The 18,107-nt window shown below is 36.8% G+C and carries 11 protein-coding genes and 1 tRNA gene; 3 read left to right on the forward strand and 9 right to left on the reverse strand.

Features of this window, described 5'->3' with window-relative positions; all coding sequences use genetic code 11:
* The 6 genes from N7931_RS13670 to N7931_RS13695 all read right to left on the reverse strand — a co-directional run bounded on the left by N7931_RS13670 (position 1) and on the right by N7931_RS13695 (position 8,249).
* Complete coding sequence (locus tag N7931_RS13670) at positions 1–804, reverse strand: phosphatase PAP2 family protein (protein WP_262794826.1); 804 nt, start codon at positions 802–804, stop codon at positions 1–3.
* Between the two features lie 4 nt (positions 805–808).
* Entirely contained in the window at positions 809–2,410 is a 1,602-nt protein-coding gene (locus N7931_RS13675) for an ArnT family glycosyltransferase (protein ID WP_262794828.1), read from the reverse strand.
* Positions 2,411–3,463, reverse strand: coding sequence for a glycosyltransferase family 2 protein (locus N7931_RS13680; RefSeq protein ID WP_262794830.1), 1,053 nt, complete (start codon positions 3,461–3,463; stop codon positions 2,411–2,413). It abuts the gene before it with no gap.
* A gap of 141 nt (positions 3,464–3,604) precedes the next feature.
* Positions 3,605–4,510 carry a lysylphosphatidylglycerol synthase transmembrane domain-containing protein gene (locus N7931_RS13685; RefSeq protein ID WP_262794831.1) on the reverse strand — a complete coding sequence of 302 codons (906 nt, stop codon included), beginning with the start codon at positions 4,508–4,510 and terminating at the stop codon, positions 3,605–3,607.
* Between the two features lie 60 nt (positions 4,511–4,570).
* Positions 4,571–5,179: a MarC family protein gene (locus N7931_RS13690; RefSeq protein WP_262794832.1), complete on the reverse strand. Its 609-nt coding sequence runs from the start codon at positions 5,177–5,179 to the stop codon at positions 4,571–4,573.
* A gap of 139 nt (positions 5,180–5,318) precedes the next feature.
* Positions 5,319–8,249: an EAL domain-containing protein gene (locus tag N7931_RS13695; protein WP_262794833.1), complete on the reverse strand. Its 2,931-nt coding sequence runs from the start codon at positions 8,247–8,249 to the stop codon at positions 5,319–5,321.
* Positions 8,250–8,587: 338 nt separating this feature from the next.
* Between N7931_RS13695 and N7931_RS13700 the strand changes: the two genes are divergently transcribed.
* Together N7931_RS13700 and N7931_RS13705 are read left to right on the forward strand one after the other, a co-directional pair.
* Positions 8,588–8,662, forward strand: a tRNA-Arg gene (locus tag N7931_RS13700).
* Between the two features lie 59 nt (positions 8,663–8,721).
* A complete protein-coding gene (locus tag N7931_RS13705; RefSeq protein ID WP_262794835.1) occupies positions 8,722–9,483 on the forward strand; it encodes a DUF4197 domain-containing protein in 762 nt (253 codons plus the stop codon).
* A 5-nt stretch (positions 9,484–9,488) separates the two neighbouring features.
* On the opposite strand, the gene N7931_RS13710 is transcribed toward N7931_RS13705, so the two are convergent.
* From N7931_RS13710 to mfd, 3 genes are all read right to left on the reverse strand, one after another.
* The gene (locus N7931_RS13710; protein ID WP_262794837.1) at positions 9,489–11,852 is read right to left on the reverse strand and encodes an ABC transporter substrate binding protein; all 2,364 of its coding nucleotides are present in this window, start codon (positions 11,850–11,852) and stop codon (positions 9,489–9,491) included.
* A gap of 202 nt (positions 11,853–12,054) precedes the next feature.
* The gene (locus tag N7931_RS13715; protein WP_262794838.1) at positions 12,055–13,338 is read right to left on the reverse strand and encodes a peptidoglycan binding protein CsiV; all 1,284 of its coding nucleotides are present in this window, start codon (positions 13,336–13,338) and stop codon (positions 12,055–12,057) included.
* A 5-nt stretch (positions 13,339–13,343) separates the two neighbouring features.
* On the reverse strand, positions 13,344–16,826 hold the full coding sequence (gene mfd / locus N7931_RS13720; RefSeq protein WP_262794839.1) for a transcription-repair coupling factor: 3,483 nt from the start codon (positions 16,824–16,826) through the stop codon (positions 13,344–13,346).
* Between the two features lie 217 nt (positions 16,827–17,043).
* Here mfd and N7931_RS13725 point away from each other — a divergent pair, with 217 nt between their 5' ends.
* Complete coding sequence (locus N7931_RS13725) at positions 17,044–18,012, forward strand: GGDEF domain-containing protein (RefSeq protein ID WP_262794840.1); 969 nt, start codon at positions 17,044–17,046, stop codon at positions 18,010–18,012.
* Positions 18,013–18,107 lie beyond the last annotated feature (95 nt).

Below are 18,107 nucleotides of genomic sequence, written 5' to 3' on the forward strand. Positions count from 1 at the left end.
TTAGGGTTTACCGGTTTGATTTTGATACAAATGGCAGGCAAGTTGAATAAAAAAGGTCGCCAATGCCAAACAGGCGACTAATATAGCAAAATCATGCGCGTTAGGATAACCGTTATGGTGCATAAAAATACGAAATACGGCATAAAGCGGTACACAGAATAAAATAAACTGCGAAATTTTATGCTGACCTAAATTAAAACGGGCAGCAACCAAATAACCAAAACCGGCAGCTAATAAACCTACGCCTCCGCCCACTAAAGTATCAATCGGAAAATGCACCCCAACCATTACTCGGCTAATACCAACTAAAATCACCAAAGTTAGTGCTAAAGTACGTAATATATTGTTTTTAGCGCTCATTATTAACAGCCCAGCTAAGACGGCCGCTGTCATGGTATGTCCAGACGGAAAACTACCCACCTCTAATACTCGGCCAATTTGGTTAATTTGCTCCGGTTCAAATATTCTGGGCGGGCGATCAACAGCTAAACCACGTTTAAAACCTTGGGCAAAAATAGTCGCCGGAATAGATGCAATTAACATTGCGGGCATTAATAATTTGTCTTTAAAAATAAAAAATAATAAAAGTGCGATTGCTAAATAAGTATCGCCCAACATAGTCATTGCAGCCCAAATCACATCTGAAAAGCGGGCGCCAAATTGATTCAACGTTAAAAAACCAGCATGATAGCCAAAAACTACAGCAATGATTAAGGCCAATAATAATAAAACACCGCTGGCTTTAATTAACCAAATTGTCGATGGTTTATGGGTTTGCCATGTTTGTTGCCAGTTAGTTTGCATATTGTTATTCCGTTAAGTCGTTAATACGGGCAAGGATAATACCGCCGTTTTGATACTCAATACTTATCTTAGCTTTAATATTATTAGACTCAAGTGATTGATTAAGTTCATCTAATTTATCCACTTTGGTATAAACATATTCACCTACTTGGGGCAAGCGGCGCTCAGTGATTTGCCCACGGTAAACACTAAAACTCGGCATGTGAATTTGGTAACGAACAATATTAATTTGTTTATCTAGAGTTTTAGCAAATTCAGCTGCGTTTTTTATTGGTGTTTGTTGAATGCCAGCCAACGCAGGCATTAAAAATAAATAGCAGAACAAGCTTTGTAATAATCCGGCAAAACAGAGTTTTTTCCATAAACTCAACGGCTGCTTTTTACTGATAAATCGGCTAAATAAAAATACGCTTAAAATCACGATTAAACACAGACTGGCAAATATTAAATAGCCGCTATTAATATATTGGGGTGCTAATTCAAGCATTTGTTTTTGATATAAATTAGTTTGATTATCAGCCAAATTAGCTGCCATTAATGCCAGCGCAATTTGAATTGCAAAAAATAGTATAGGAAAGATCACTTGCCAGTATTGTCTGGCAAATAAATTACGATATTTAGCAAATAGAATAATAAGAGGGGTAACACCGTACAAAACATAATGCGGCAACTGAGTTTGTGAGACAGACACTAAAATAAAAACTGTGATAAACCAAAGCATTAATAAACGTTCAAATGGTTTTTGCCAAAGCTTTTTCACTTTTGTCAGTAACACTAATAATAAGCCAGAATAAGGTAAAATTATCAGCGGCAAGACAACAACATAATATAAAAGCTGACCGCCGTGGCCTTCTTTAGTGGCAGAAAAGCGATTTAAGTTATGATCCACTAAAAAGCCATAGAAAAATCCGCTGCCTTGTTCCAGCCAAACCATATATAGCCAAGGCACTAAAATTAAAATTAAGATCGCCCAGCCTAGGGGATTAAAAATGGCTTTAAACCACAGTTTATGCTGCCTTAAACTAATAAACCAAATGGCACTGGCAATAAACGGAATTGCTGCGGCCACCGGCCCTTTGGTTAACATGCCTAAAGCTAGCCATAGCCAAGTTCGGTAGATATATTTTTTATGCTGACTTTGCTGGTAGCGATAAATATCAAAAAAGGTGAGGGCGATAAAACAGTTTAAAATGGCATCGGCCGTTGCAGCGCGGCCAATAACGGTAACCCATAATGTTGAGCTAAAAATTAAAATAGCAGCTTGCGCGGCTTTTTTATGACAAAACTGTTTAACAAAATAGTAGGTAGCACCGCCCCAGCACAATACCGCAACAATAGAATGCAGCCGGTAACCGAGTTCATTAAAGCCAAAAAAATTGACAAAAAGTGCTTGAATCCAATAGGTTAAAATAGGTTTATCGTATCTTGGTTCGCCATCTAAATAAGTGGCGGACCAGATACCAGAGCTAAGCATTTCGCGAGTTGCTTCAGAAAAAGCCCCTTCATCTACATCAAATAATGGAATGCCGGTTAAGTTAATAAAAAATCCGGCGCTAATAAAACTGACTAATGCAAATAAAAAAGGCTGATTGAAGCGATAGGGCATTTAACTCTCGTTGGTTTTGTCGGCAGAAGCTAGTGGCGCTTCTTGGGTTGTGGTTTTAACTTGACTCCAGCCAAGGTGGTCGTCGAGTTTTTCACCGTCACGCACAACAAAGTTTTTATCGCCAGTGCCTTGGAAAAAGACCCGACTGAGCATTTCTGCGACCACTCCAGTGGTTAAAAATTGCAGTGCCATCATAATTAATAAAATAGCGACAATTAATAAAGGTCTGTCACCAATATCTTCGCCTAAAATAAATTTTACAAACATCAGCCAGGTCATAAATAGGCCACCCAGTGCACCTGAGAATAAACCGATAGAGCCAAAAAAGTGGCCTGGGCGTGCACGATAACGTAAAAAGAAAAAGACAGATAATAAGTCGATAATCACTCTAAAGGTTCGGCTAATGCCATATTTAGATTCGCCAAACTGGCGAGCATGGTGAGTTACCACAGTTTCGCCAATTCGGTGTGGGGCGGTTACACCAGCAACCCATACTGGAATAAACCTGTGCATTTCACCAAATAAACGTACCTGTTTTAATACACTAGCGCGGTAAATTTTTAAGCTACAGCCATAATCGTGCAGTTTTACACCGGTAATTTTGGCGATTAAACGGTTTGCGATTTTAGAGGGTAATTTACGTTTGATTGCCGCATCTTGTCTGTCTTTACGCCAGCCTTGTAATAAATCTAAATCACGCTCGGTCAACTCTTTTACCATCCGCGGAATATCGTGCGGATCGTTTTGTAAATCTCCGTCCATTGTGGCGATTAATTCGCCGCGGGCGGCATCAATACCAGCTTGCATTGCAGCGGTTTGGCCAAAGTTACGCTGTAATTCAACAATACGGACATGCTCGCCATATTGTTGTTGAGTTTGTTTTAATCTTGGAACGGTTTGATCCGGGCTGCCATCGTCTACGCAAATGATTTCCCAGTTACCCGGAAAATCCTGCATTCCTTGATGGATGCGATCAATCATTAACTGGGCGTTGTCTTCCTCTTTATACATAGGAATCACAATAGACAGGCTTGGATTATTTGATAATGACATTTTGTAAATTACTCGTTTGTTCAATCAAAAATATTGCGGCCATTATACCCAAGTCGATAGTAAATGCAGAACAATGCAAAATTCAGTCAAGGTTAATGGACAAAACTTAAAGAAAAATTAAAAAAATATGGCAGTTTTATGTCAGTTATTCTCTGCCATTTGTTGTGTTTTGGGTAAAACCAGCGCCAAAGGCACTGATAATAAAGTCACCACTAATACATAAATATGTAAATTAACTGCCGCTAATAAAATAGCATCTTTTGCGACACCAAGCGGGATTAGTGCGGCTAATACCGCAGCTTCAAATGTACCGCTACCGGCTAAACCATGAATAGGCAATACGCTGGATAAATCGGCACTAATAACTGCAAATAACCCCTGCATACCCGGAATATCAATAAAGGCTAACATAATTAAGGTGAGCGCAGCGAGTTTTATGCTCCAGATTATGGCTGTCATTACATACACAGTTAAACAAAATTGAGCTGAATGTGGTGTGTATTGTTTTAGCGGTTCTATTTTTTGTTTTATTTTGGCCGGTAACACCCGATTAAAATGCAAACTGAGCCAAAGCAAAATAAAAGGCGAGATGATAATTGCCAAGCTAAGTGATAAATAAATAACACCAAACTGAATCGCGGCCATAATCGATAACAATAATAATAACCAGTGTAAATCCATTAAACGGATTAAAAATAAGCCCGCACTTGATTTTAAAATAGGGTAATTAAAACTTTGTTTCATAAATAACGGAAACGAAGCTTCGCCAAGGCGCATAGGTAAAAAGTTATTTAACGCATTATGCAAAAAATTAATGCGAACATAACTTAAAAAAGGATGGTTCTCAGTTTTGCCAAAATAATAATAAACTCGGTAAGCTCTTAATAAATAACTGATAAAAGTAAGCGCGGTCAGGCTAATCAGCAAAGTAACAGATACGTTCTGCCATGCAGAAAATACGCTTTGCCAGCCAATATCTTTTTCAATCCAGATGATAACTGCGATTAAAATAATACTGGCCAGTAGCCATCTGATTAACTTATTCATTTAATCCCTTGTTATTTTTGTTATATGAGCCATGTGATTTATGCTGGTTAGCATTGATTGTTAAATCGCAAAATAATCTTTAATGCCGGATAAAATATTAGTGACTGCCACTGAGGTTAGAATCAGTCCCATTACCCGTGAAATAATACTAGCGCCGCTATCGCCAATAAACTTATGCACATAACGCGACAATAATAATAACACCAGTACAATCGCTAATACCGCTAACATCATAGACGAAGTAATGGCTTGCTCTACCCAAGTGTATTCGGTATTTCGGGTCATTAAAACCGCACCTAACATAGCTCCAGGGCTAGCAATGGATGGGATTGCCAGTGGAAAAATAGCCGTTTCAGAGGCGCTTTTTACGCACTTGATTTCAGATTCTGGTTTGCCTTCGCCAAAAATCATAGTTAACGCAAATAATAACAGCACAATGCCGCCGGCTATTTGAAATGCAGGTAGTGGGATTTGAATCGCATTTAAAATAAGCTCACCAGCTATCACAAAAAAGAGTAAAACCGCCGCTGAGACAGATACTGCTTTAATCGCGACTCGTTTTTTAAAAGCATCATCATGATGGCGGGTCACGGCAATAAAAACAGGGATAGTGCCAATTGGGTCTATTACAGCAAAAAAGAAGATAAAAGTGGCAATTAATTCAGTCATTTGAGGCTCAACCAAGCTAGATATTAAGCGGCATTATACGCATCCAATCCCGGCTAAGCCAATATGTAATGATGTCCATAAGTTAGTGTTTATTTTTAGTTTGAGCGATAATGTATTTGTGCCTACCTAATACTTTAAGTTAGCGAAGAAACTGCTCACGTAATTTTTGCTCAAAGTCATTTTGCTTTAGCGGTTTACTATATAGATACCCCTGAGCAATATCACAACCTAAAGAGTTTAAAATGAGATCCTGCTCTGAACTTTCAACTCCTTCTGCTACAACTTGCAAACCAAAACTTTTAGCCATATTTATTATAGTCGAGACAATATCTTTGCCTGTTTTGTTTGTTGCAATATCACTAACAAAACTTCGGTCTATCTTAAGTTTATTTATAGGGAAGTGTTTTAAATAAGCAATTGACGAATGGCCTGTACCAAAATCATCTATTGCAATTGATACATTTATTTTGCGAAGACGTTTAATGATATCTAGTGCGATTTCAGGCCTTTCCATTAGGGTATTTTCAGTAAGCTCAAGTTCAAGATATTTAGGATTAAAAGCCAGTTGTTCAATAATACGCTGAACCTCAGTCATAAAGCTTTTTTGACTAAAATCACGAGGTGAAATATTTAATGCAAGTGGGATTACAAGTCCTTGTGCATGCCATGATTTGAGTTGCTGGCAACCTTGATTTAGCACCCATTTAGACAGATCGTGAATAACACTGCTTTCTTCTGCATATTCAACAAAAGCATCGGGGGACAATAAACCTTCTTCTGGATGATTCCATCGAACTAAAGCTTCAGCCCCAACTATTTTATGCTCTAGAAAATCGACTTGCGGCTGATAATAAAGTTCTAACTCATTATTTTCAATAGCTTTTTTTAGTTGGTTGTTAATTTTTAATTTTCTATCGGCTAGTTTGGTAATATTTTCAGTATAAAACGCATAAGTATTTCGGCCATTTTGTTTCGCTTTATACATAGCAGCATCAGCAAAAGTTAAGAGTTTATCTGCATCAGTGGTGTCATCAGGGTAAATTGTAATACCTACACTGGTTCCAACAACTGCTTCATGATGACTTTGAAGTACAAAAGGTTTGTTAATCTCAACAATAATGTCATGTGCTAAAATTACCAAATCTTCAATTTTATTTAAGTCCTCAACTAATACAACAAATTCATCACCACCTAATCGGGCAAGAGTATCCTGTTCTCTGACCCGAGCTTTTAGCCTAGCTGCTACCTGCTGTAAAAGCTCATCCCCAGCTTGGTGCCCTAAACTATCATTGACGATTTTAAATTGGTCTAAGTCTAAAAATAACAAACCGAGTTTTTGTTGCTTATTTCGTTTCACACGTCCAATTGCATGATTGATTCGTGACTTTAATAACAAACGGTTAGGTAAATTGGTTAAGGCATCATAATGTGCTAACCGTTCAAGCCTTTCTTCTGATTGTTTTAATTTAGTAATGTCTGAAAATACAGCTACATAATGGGAAATGACATTTGGTGACTCTTCAAGTTTTGAAATAGATAATAATTCAGGGAATGTACTGCCATCTTTTTTTCTGCTCCATATTTCACCTTTCCAAAACCCCTTTTCTTGAACACTTTTACGGATTTCTCTGAATAGCTCAGGCGCATTTTTATGAGAACTTAAAAATAAAGGCTTTTTGCCTATAACTTCACTTTCACTATACCCTGTTATATCACTGAAAGCCGTATTAACAGAAATAACTTGGTTATTTGCATCAGTAATGAGCACTCCCTCCTGAGAATGTTCAAATACTTTCGCATCCAGCTTTAATTTTTGTTCACTTTCTATTCTTTGAGTAACATCATGAATAATAGAAAATAATAACGTTTGATCATTTACTTTTACTGGGGAAGAGTGGACTTCAACCTGTCTAATTGAACCATCAGCTAATTTATGCGGAAAAATAAAGAAATTTTGTTTGTGGTGTGCAGCTAACTTTCGTTTTGTCTGAACTTCCTCAAAAGTTAGCTGATTTATTTCCTGTATTTTTTTATTAGTTAGTTGCTGATGTGTATAACCATAATATTTTTCAGCTGCCTGATTGGCATCAACAATCGCTCCTGTGGCTTGTTCAATTAGTAACATAACCGCGTTATGATCATGGAAAACATTACGAAATTTATGCTCGGATTCAATCAGGTTATTGACTGACTTAATATATAAGGTCTGATTTTTAAATCTTTGCCTTAAAATAATAATCCAGATGATTAATAAAAAAGCGGATGCTATCCATAAAGGGTAATGAAATTGATAGTGATGCCAACCATTTTTTGGTTCTGCATAAATTATCCATGCCCCATAAGGAAGGTTAATTTTTAGCTTTACCGAAGATGTTTTGACAAGCTTTTTATCACCAAAAAATACAGCACCACTTTCTCCTAAGGCATCCTTACCTTGCAGCGTAATATTTAAGTCTTTCTGCTCTAAAATACCTGCTTCTTTTAAAATAGTGTTGAAATCTAATACGATTGAAGAGATTCCCCAGAGCTTTCCTGTAGTACTAACTTTAACTGGTTGTCTAGCGACTAAACCTATACCTCCTTGAACTAAGTTTAATGGCCCGGCTACCACGATTTTACCTACTTCAATTGCTTTTAAGGCAGCAGCTTTTTGGGCTGGCATTTGGGCATAATTTAAACCAATTGCTTTTTCGTTACCTTTTAAAGGGTAAATATGTGTAATTACTAGATCCTTTGCAGCTCCTATATTACGGACTTGGTGGTCAGCCGAAAAAACATGCTCAGCAAAAGTTTCATATTCTTGTTGGGTTAGATCAGGGTTGATAGATATAAAGGCTGATATGCCTTGTGTTAGTTGTAGATTATTATTAATTAAATATTCTAATTTAGCTCGGTATTCAGAAACCTGTTTGGTAACTTTTGCAATATTAGCTTGTTCGGTACGGCTTATATAAATATATTCGATAATAAGAACGGATAATAAAACAAATAGGGTGGAAAAGAGTATATTAATAAATAGTCTGGGCTTTAACCCATCTAGATCATTTTCTAAATTATGAATTGTTTGCATAACAGACCATTATTACTGTACTCGATAATCTTCATTGAAGCACTTTTCAAACTTAACTTTAAATCTGTATTCATGCAATCAGTTTTCTAACACTAACGTAATGTAAAACGATCTGGTTCACAAGGTACACATTTTTTTGGGGGCTTGTTATATTTGCAGATATTAATGTGAAGTTTGGATAATAAGCTAAGAATGCTTGAACCGTTAGATATGATTTTGTATTAATTTGTTTGGTATTCACCCACAACTATAGTGCAATTTAAAGCATTTAGTTAAAACAACTTTTTACATAAAGCGGTAACGGATCCACGTTTATTATTATCTAGCTTTTAGTGTAAGTCCCTGTAGTTTAATGGATAAAACAAGGCCCTCCTAAGGCTTAGATCCTGGTTCGACTCCAGGTGGGGATGCCATATCTGTTAATAACGCCTACACAATTAACTATTTTATAGTATTTAAACAAGGATTATTCATGCCTGGTAAAATTAAAGTATTACCCATTTGTATTGCATTAAGCTTTGCTATTTCTCCTTTGGTATCAGCTGAAAGCTGGTGGGAAAAAGCAACTAATGTAGTCAAGGAAAACATTCCTTCCGATTCTGATAACGCGAGCGAAGCGACAAAAAGCAATTTAGGGGCACAAGAAATTACGGAGGCATTTAAGCAAGCTTTAAAAATAGGTTCAGAAAAAGTTATTGCCCAGTTAGGGGAGACTGATGGGTTTTATGCAGATCCTAAGATTCATATCCCATTGCCAACTGAATTAGAAAAGGCAAAAATGATTTTGTCGAAAGTTGGGATGGCAAATTTGGCTGATGATCTAGAGCTTAAACTAAACCGAGCTGCAGAAGCTGCAACCCCACAGGCCAAAGCCTTGTTTGTAGCAGCCATTCAAGATATGAGTTTTAGCGATGTGCGGGCTATTTATGAAGGTGAAAAAGATTCGGCAACACAATACTTTAAACAAAAAATGTCGGATAAATTGAGTGTACAAATGAAGCCAATAGTCGATCAATCAATTGCAGAGGTTGGAGCCATTCAAGCACTGGATAAATTATTGGGTGAATATAAAGATATTCCTTTTGTCAGCAAAGTGAAAACAGATATTAGTTCACATGTTATTGATAAAGGTATAGAAGGTATTTTTTATTATATTGCCCAAGAAGAAGCTGCTATTAGAGAAAATCCGTCCGAGCAAACAACAGCTCTACTTAAAAAGGTCTTTGGTTTATAGCTATTTTACGATTCAAACGGCTGTTGATTCATTAGCCCAGTTAGATCAATCTGACTGTCAGCTAATGTTTCTGAGCTCGGTTTACCAAGAAAGAAACCTTGTGAATAATCAATTCCCATTTTTATCACTTTTTGTAGTAGTTCTGGGTTATCAATAAATTCAGCAACTGTTTTCATACCCATGCCTTTTGCATATTCAACTATTGTCGCAACTACTAATTCAGCTTTAGGGTCGGTTAATAAACGTTTAATAATTGAACCATCAATTTTTAAATGGTCGGCATTTAAATCAATTAAGTGAGAAAAATTAGAATAACCTGTGCCAAAATCATCAATTGATAGTCGGCACCCTAACTCTTTAATTTGTTTACTAAACTCGTTAATTTGCTGATGGTTCTCTATTCCTTCACTTTCTGTTATTTCAAATGTAATTGAGTGACCAGTCTGACTCGTTGTAATCGCTTGAACTATATAATTTAGAGTTTCAGGGTGAGATAAATCTGCAATAGTTAGGTTAATCGAAATATTAACTTGTTTCTTTTTGACTATTTCAATTGAATGGTCGATAACAATTTTAGTAATCTGAGGATATTGTCGGTTCTTTTTTGCAATATCTAAAAAATGAAAAGGGGAAACGATAGAGCCGTCTTTATCTATTAATCTGACTAAAGCTTCATAGCTACAGATTTTTCCAGTTTGATTACAAATAATTGGTTGAAAATAAGTTGTAATGCGATTAGCACTAAGCGCAGACTTTAACTTTCTTGACCAAATAGCATTATGTAGCTGTTTTTCTTGTAAGCTAGAGTTATGTTGATAAATAGCGCAGCTTTTTCTGTCTTGTTTAGCATTGTTGAGTGCTGTTGTTGCTTCATTTATTCGTTGTTTGCCATTACATGAGCTGATGCCTACAACAACTGTAATTGATATATTTAAATCGCCACTAAAAAATACGTAATTTTCAATTCTGGAGATTAAATTTTCAATAAATCTAATCGACTGGCTTTGAGTAAAATCATCTGGAAAAAGTAAAGCAAAAATATCTCCATATGCCCTATATATCCTAATTTTGGATACAATCTCAGCTTTTAGAATTCTGGCAAACTCTTGTAATAACCTGTCCCCAACTTGATTGCCATAAAAATTATTGAGAATTCTAAAATCATTAATATCAATTAAAGCAAGGTTATTATTAAAGTATTTTAGATCTTGAATTAATTTGGGCCTGTTTGCACAGTCAGTAAGTGAATCTCTAAACTGTTCTTTAATCACTTTATTGCGTTGTTGGATAATCCATACAAAAGCTAAAATACAGATAATCGCGAATAAACAAAAAATAACGCTAATCCAGAGTAAAATAGTTTGATTACGTTTGATGAAGCTGTCTGGTTTATTCAATATAGTAGCTGATTTTGCTAATGATTTAGGGAGGGTAATGCCTAGCTCTTTTAATTTATCCCAATACAATACGAGCTCACTATCTGTATGATATATTTTAGGTACTTTACTGGCCTGTTTTCCTAAAATTACCTGTGTGGCTAAATCGGCTGCAACTTCTCCGTACGAGTTTTTCGGCTGTAATCCACCTAATGCACCTGCTTTTACTTGGCCAGTCATTAAAATTGGGTTACCTAATTGGTTTAACTCTGATAATAACTTTTCTGAATTCACAAGTTTGTTGCCTGTTGACAGACTCCCGACAGTTCCTGTTAAAAAAATAGCTTCAGGATAGGTTTTAAGTTGCTCAACTAGCTGATCAAGTTGCTTTGCTCTAATGTGGATAAGAGGAAGAGTTTTATTATTTTTAAGGTTAAACTCTTCTAGTTGTTGCGCCACAATATCATCAGTTGAGGAACTATCTCCCAATAATAAAATTTGTTTTGCTGCTGGAAATAAAGTTTTAGCTAGCTGTAAATACTCCTCATAATATTCACTTTCAAAAACCCCTGTGATTTCTTGATACTGGATATCATTTAAAGCTGTTAAATTATCAATGCCTGAAAATACAATTGGTATATTCTTCAAAAATGCGGGTGGATTATTTAATAAAGTTTCAAGAGCTGTATCGTCAGTGACATAGATAAGATCAGGCTGGATTAGTTGATATTTTTCAGTTAGATAAGCTTTAAATTGTTCACTGATTGGTTGAGTTATTTCCAAGTGTTTCGCATTTAAATATTCAACAGAATAATTTATACGTTCTTGAGGTAAGTTTTTATTTAATTGAGATTTAAAATCATCGAATTGCTTACTGGTCCAGATGAATGACTCATGATAAGAATGGATCGCTAAAATATCCAATACATCTTTAGCAATCGCCTTTGGCGCTAGACAAACTAATAATAAACAAATAATACGAACTAAAAACATTAAACAACCTAAGAAATACTGATGCTTTCAGATTAATCTAAATGTAAATAACCTGAGTATATTAAACACAAAATTGGGGTTAACACCAAAAAACGTTTTAAACCTAGGTCATTTGTAACAGGCATTAGATTAAACATCTTAGGTAGTTGTTAGTCAATCAATATACTTGTCTTTTACATAAATTTAACTTTATGTTGAATATTTATTCTGGCGAATATTTGCGGACTTGCAAAACGATTCCCATTTTTGGGTGATCAAAATAATGTACTTCACCACTGATGATACGCTTGTTTTGTTTAAAATAAAAAGGATATAAATACAGATTATTGTTTTCTGATTGCAAGTTAGGAGTATCTTCCTTTTGAATCATTTGCGTAACTTCACGGATATTAAATTCAGTTTCAATATATAAATAATGATTTACATAAATTTTAAATAAACCATCGAACTGCCAGACCTGCTCAGGCTCAGATCGGTTAGTTTTTAACTCTGGTTTTTGAGTATCGGCATCGGTTTTTAATACCCAGTTATTATTATCAATTTGAGTTAATAATTGCTGAATGTTTTGCTGTACTTTTTGATAAGCCTGACTAGGATCATCTACTAGCGGCAATTCCTCCGCTGTTTGGTTATCAGCTTGAGAGTCATTGGTGACAGGTTCTCCTTTATAATTAAATTTGCCAGTATAGTTTTCGCCAGCAAATAAACGCCAAGGCTTTTCTTGAGATTTAGCTTTTACCGGTTGTCGCCAGCCGATATGTAAAAGCGGTGACATATCATCCCGCCAGCCAATTTTGCCTTTAAGCGTATTAAACTTAAGCTCTTCTTCAGTTAGTAAATAAGCTTGGCTGACTGGCGCATCACCTTTTCTTTGTACTGTAACAGGCAAGCGCGGTAGGCGGGTTTGAATTTCAAGCGCCGTGAGTTTTTTATAATCTGGGTTTAATAACCCAGGTGCCGGATTGATACAGCTAAAATCATAATGCCAGCTTGGTTTAGCGTTGCTAAAGGTAAGGGCTTCAATATCAAACTCTGGCTGTAATTTATTTAATAAGCTCAGGGCTTGTTTGGGACTAATCTGATTATCTGCTGTTTGGTTTTGTAGTGACTGAATGTCGTTGTAAGTTAATACACTTGCCTCTTCTTCAACAAGCGTTGGTGGTTGCACACTGGCTTTGTAGCTAAGTGCCGAGGTTGGTGTGGCTAAACTGTGGCTGTCAAATACAGATACCGCTTGTTCGCATTCAGCCAGCCATTTACGTAATGAACTATTGTCTGGCTGATAAGTCGGACTAATTAAATCCCGCGCTTTATTCACACTAATAGTATGAATTTTCGAATCAAAATCTTCAATTAAAGTATTTGCATCATTGCGCTTAAAAATGAGCATTTCAACCTCAAACCAGCGCTCAGCCGCAAAAGCGGTTGGCGTTTGTAATGCAGCTAATATAGCTGCGAGTAAGGTTTTTTTTAGTATTTTTGTCATTATGGTTATGCCGTTATTTTTTGCGCAAAGTCATTTAACATTGAGTCTACCAGTTTGATCCGCTCTCGGGTATCTTCTGCGGTGATATTAAATCTTAATTTATCCGGTCCGGCCATTGAATAATATTTAGGCTGTGACTGAATTAACCCAATAATAAAACCTGGGTCGACTTTGGTTTGTTGACTAAATTCTATCACACCCCCTTTTGGCCCGGCTTCAAGGCGCTTAATGCCCAGTTTGCTTGCCTTGATTCTGAGAGTATTCACTTTAATTAAGTTTTTAGCTGCATCTGGTAAGAGTCCAAACCGGTCAATTAATTCAACCTGAAAATCATCCAGTTCATCAGCCGTTTTACAGCCTGCTAAACGTTTGTATAAAGATAAACGTAAATTCACATCGGCAATATAATCGTCTGGCAGCAGAGCCGGAATTCTAAGTTCAACCTCGGTTTGATTTTGCAGAACATCATCAAGCGACGGTTCTTTACCTTGTTTTAACGCTTCAACCGCTTGTTCCAGCATATCCATGTATAAACTAAAACCGATAGAACTGATTTGTCCGCTTTGGTCTTCGCCTAATAGCTCACCGGCACCCCGGATCTCTAAATCGTGAGTTGCCAGCGCAAAACCAGCGCCTAAATCTTCAAGGTTTTCAATTGCGGCTAAGCGTTTTTGAGCATCTTTAGTCATGCGTTTTGGATGCGGAGTTAATAAATAGGCATAAGCCTGATGATGCGAGCGACCAACCCGGCCTCTTAACTGATGCAGTTGGGCTAAGCCAAAATTATCAGCCCGATCCAAAATAATGGTATTGGCAGTTGGAATATCAATGCCGGTTTCAATAATGGTGGTACAAACCAACACATTGTAACGATTGTGGTAAAACTCAGACATAACATGCTCAAGTTCACGTTCACGCATTTGGCCGTGAGCGACAATCACATTGGCTTCTGGCACAAGCTCTTGTATTTTCTGAGCTGTTTTTTCAATTGTTTCAACTGCATTATGCAGAAAATAAACCTGACCACCGCGCATAATTTCACGGGTGATAGCCTCTTTAACCAAATTTTCATCGTATTGGCGAACAAAGGTTTTAACTGCTAAACGCTTTTTAGGCGGAGTTGCGATAATAGATAAATCGCGCATCCCACTCATGGCCATATTTAAGGTACGCGGAATCGGGGTAGCCGTTAAGGTTAAAATATCTACATCGGCGCGGCGTGATTTAATTAACTCTTTTTGTTTAACCCCAAATCTATGTTCTTCATCGACAATTAATAATCCTAAGTCGGCAAATTGCACATCTTTTGACAGTAATTTATGTGTGCCAATAATTATATCGACTTTGCCTTCGGCTAATTGTGCTAATACTGCATTTTGTTCTTTGGCGGTTTTAAAGCGAGATAATACTTCAACTTTTACCGGCCAGTCGGCAAATCTGTCTTTAAAGTTTTCGTAATGTTGTTGGGCGAGTAAAGTTGTTGGTACTAACACCGCAACTTGTTTGCTTTCGTTAATAGCAACATAAGCGGCGCGCATTGCCACTTCGGTTTTACCAAAACCCACATCGCCACAGACCAGACGATCCATTGCATTAGGCGTTTGCATGTCGGCCAAAACATTTTGAATCGCATTTTGCTGATCTTCGGTTTCTTCAAACGGAAAACCTGCACTAAACTGGCGATAGTTATCTGCATCCAATTTAAAGGCAAAGCCTGGTTTGGCGCTGCGTCTTGCATAAATATCTAATAAATCGGCAGCGACATCGCGTACTTTTTCTAATGCTTTACGTTTGGCTTTTTCCCATGCGTCACTGCTCAGTTTATTCAGCGGTGCATTATCGCTTTCTCCACCGGTATAACGGGCGATTAAATGCAGTGACGAAACCGGCACATAGAGTTTTGAATCAGCGTATTCAAGCGTGACAAACTCAGTTGGTATGCCTCCGGCATCTATGGTTTGCAAACCCTGATAGCGGCCTACACCATGATTAATATGTACAACGGCCTGACCATGAGTAAGTTCCGCCAGATTTTTAATGACCGAGTCGGTTGTTGTGACTCCGCCTTTTTTAGTTTTTCGGCTGCGCTGGATAACTCGATTGCCCAATAATTCGGTTTCGGTTATAAAGGCAATATTTTGCTGATTAATTTTGGCTAAAAAACTGTGCTCTAAATCAGAAACACACACACCAATTTTATCTGAGCCGGTAATAAAATCTTGAATACTGGTTTGAGTTTTAGGTTTTAGTTTTGCCGGTTTAAGTAGCTCAAGTAAGGTTTCGCGGCGGCCTTGAGATTCGGTTAAAAATAGAACTCTGTCAGTTTTAGTTTTAATAAAATCTTCAAGTAACGCTGTTGGTTGTTTTAGTTGGGCATTAATCGCAATCTCAGTGATTGCTGCGGTTTCAAAATTAACTCGTCCTGCTTTTTCTTCTATTGCTTGATTGCTAATTTGTACACGACCAAAGTTTTTAAGCTGAGCAAACAATTCGCTCGGAGTTAAAAACAATTGATTAGGCGACAAAATTGGACGGCTTTTATCGTATCTGCGGTTTTCGTAACGTTTGCCAACTTCCTGCTGAAAATGTTCAGCGTGAGTTTGAATATCTTGCGCTAATACTAAGGTGGCATCTTGCGGTAAATAATCAAATAAGCTGGCTGTATCATCAAAAAATAAAGGCAGATAATATTCTATGCCAGCCGGCATGATTTTTTTACTAACTTGGTAATAAATCGATTCTTTGTCGGTACTTGGCTCAAATTGCTCTCGCCAGTTAAGCCGAAACTTTTCAATTCCGGCTTCATCTGTTGGAAACTCATGAGCGGGTAATAAATCAATTGCTGCAATTTCTTCGCCGCTGCGTTGTGTTTCTGGATCAAACAGGCGAATTGAGTCTACTTCATCATCAAAAAAGTCAATTCGGTAAGGGTGCTGGCTACCCATAGGGAATAAGTCTAATAATGAACCACGCACACTAAATTCACCGTGTTCCATTACTTGATCAACCAAACGATAACCAGCTTTGCTTAATTTGTCGCGCATTTGCTGAATATCGGTTTTTTCATTTTTATTCAGCATTAATGTGTATTGTTGCATAAAACTGGTGGGCGCTAGTTTCATTAATAGCGTATTAACTGCAACTACAAACACGCCAGATTTTTGCTGGAGTTTATTTAAGGTATGTAAGCGCTGCGAAATAATATCTTGATGCGGTGAGAATGTATCATAGGCCAGTGTTTCCCAGTCAGGGAAAAAATACGCGCCAATTTTTTCATCTGCCAGTAAAGAGTCAATCTCTGACCAGAGTTTAAGTGCGCTGCTGGTATCTTGTGTGATTAATAAAACCGGTGAAGTTTGAGCCAATGCTAATTGGCTGATCGCCAATGCCGGACTGCTTCCGTGTAACTGACCCCAGCGGATCAAATCGGCTGTTTTATTGGTTTTGGTTTTAGGTGCGGTTGGAGTTAATAATTCACAAGTTGCCATGCAATAAAAGATATTTTGTCTATTTAACTGTGGCGTTAGTTTAATCAAGTTTGTTAATAAAGGCTATTTTAATCAAAAAATTCAATAGCAAATAGCCGATTTAAGCTTTTAGGTTTATGCTTAATTAACCCCTTATTTTAATCAAAGATAGACATGATCAGGCATAGGTAAAGTCAATATAGATAGCTTGGGTATATAAGCTTAAATGGAGGTTTGAATGCTGGATATTATAACTGATGGTAGTTTGATGCCACATGGTCATTGTTTATTATGGCGCTGGGATTTACTTTTTTTACATGTAGTTGGTGATTTTTTAACTGTACTTGCATACGGGTTAATTCCTTTTGCAATTGTTTATTTTGTTTATAAAAGAACAGATATTAAATTTAACTGGTTGATTGTTTTATTTGCCGGATTTATTGCTTTTTGTGGAATGACTCACCTAGTGGGTCTAATTAATGTATGGCATGGCTATTATTTTATTGAAGGAATAGTTAAATTTTTGACCGGTATTATCTCAATTACCACCGCTTATATGCTGTGGCGATTAATGCCGCAATTATTGACCATCCCAAGTCTTGAAATGCTACAACAGCGTAACGTTGAACTTGAGCGTGTGAAAAAAGAACTAGAGGATATTAATAAAACACTTGAAGAAAAAGTGAAATTAAGAACGATTGAGCTCGAGATTCAAGCTAATACAGATCCGGTAACAGGTATCGAAAGCCGCCATGCTATTATGGAAATTTTAGAAAATAATTTTAACCATCATACCCGATATAACCGAATATTTTCTGTTTTAATGATAGATATTGATCATTTCAAACAAGTTAATGATAATTTTGGACATCAAACCGGTGATAAAATATTGTATGCTGTTGCACAGTGTATTAAACAAAGTTGTCGTCTTACCGATTATGTGGGTCGTTATGGTGGTGAAGAGTTTTTGGTCATATTACCTGAAACAGATAGTATTGGTGCGCAATATTTAGCTGAACGAATTCGTACTTGTGTAGCTGAGTTGGAACTATCGATAGCGCAAAGAGTCACTTGTAGTATTGGAATATCTAGCATGCAAAAGGGGTTAATCCAGGCTACCGTTATTAAAAACGCAGATGAAGCTTTATACCAAGCTAAACGAACAGGGCGAAACAGAGTGAAAGTTTACACACCAAGTGATGAATAAATATTCTTTAATATTTAATAATTATTTTTTGTGTGAATTCTGATTTTGCAGTTACACTATACCCAATTCAAATTTGCTCCCCCTATTAAATATAA

The sequence above is a fragment of the Catenovulum sp. 2E275 genome, from assembly GCF_025515275.1.
Lineage (GTDB): Bacteria > Pseudomonadota > Gammaproteobacteria > Enterobacterales > Alteromonadaceae > Catenovulum.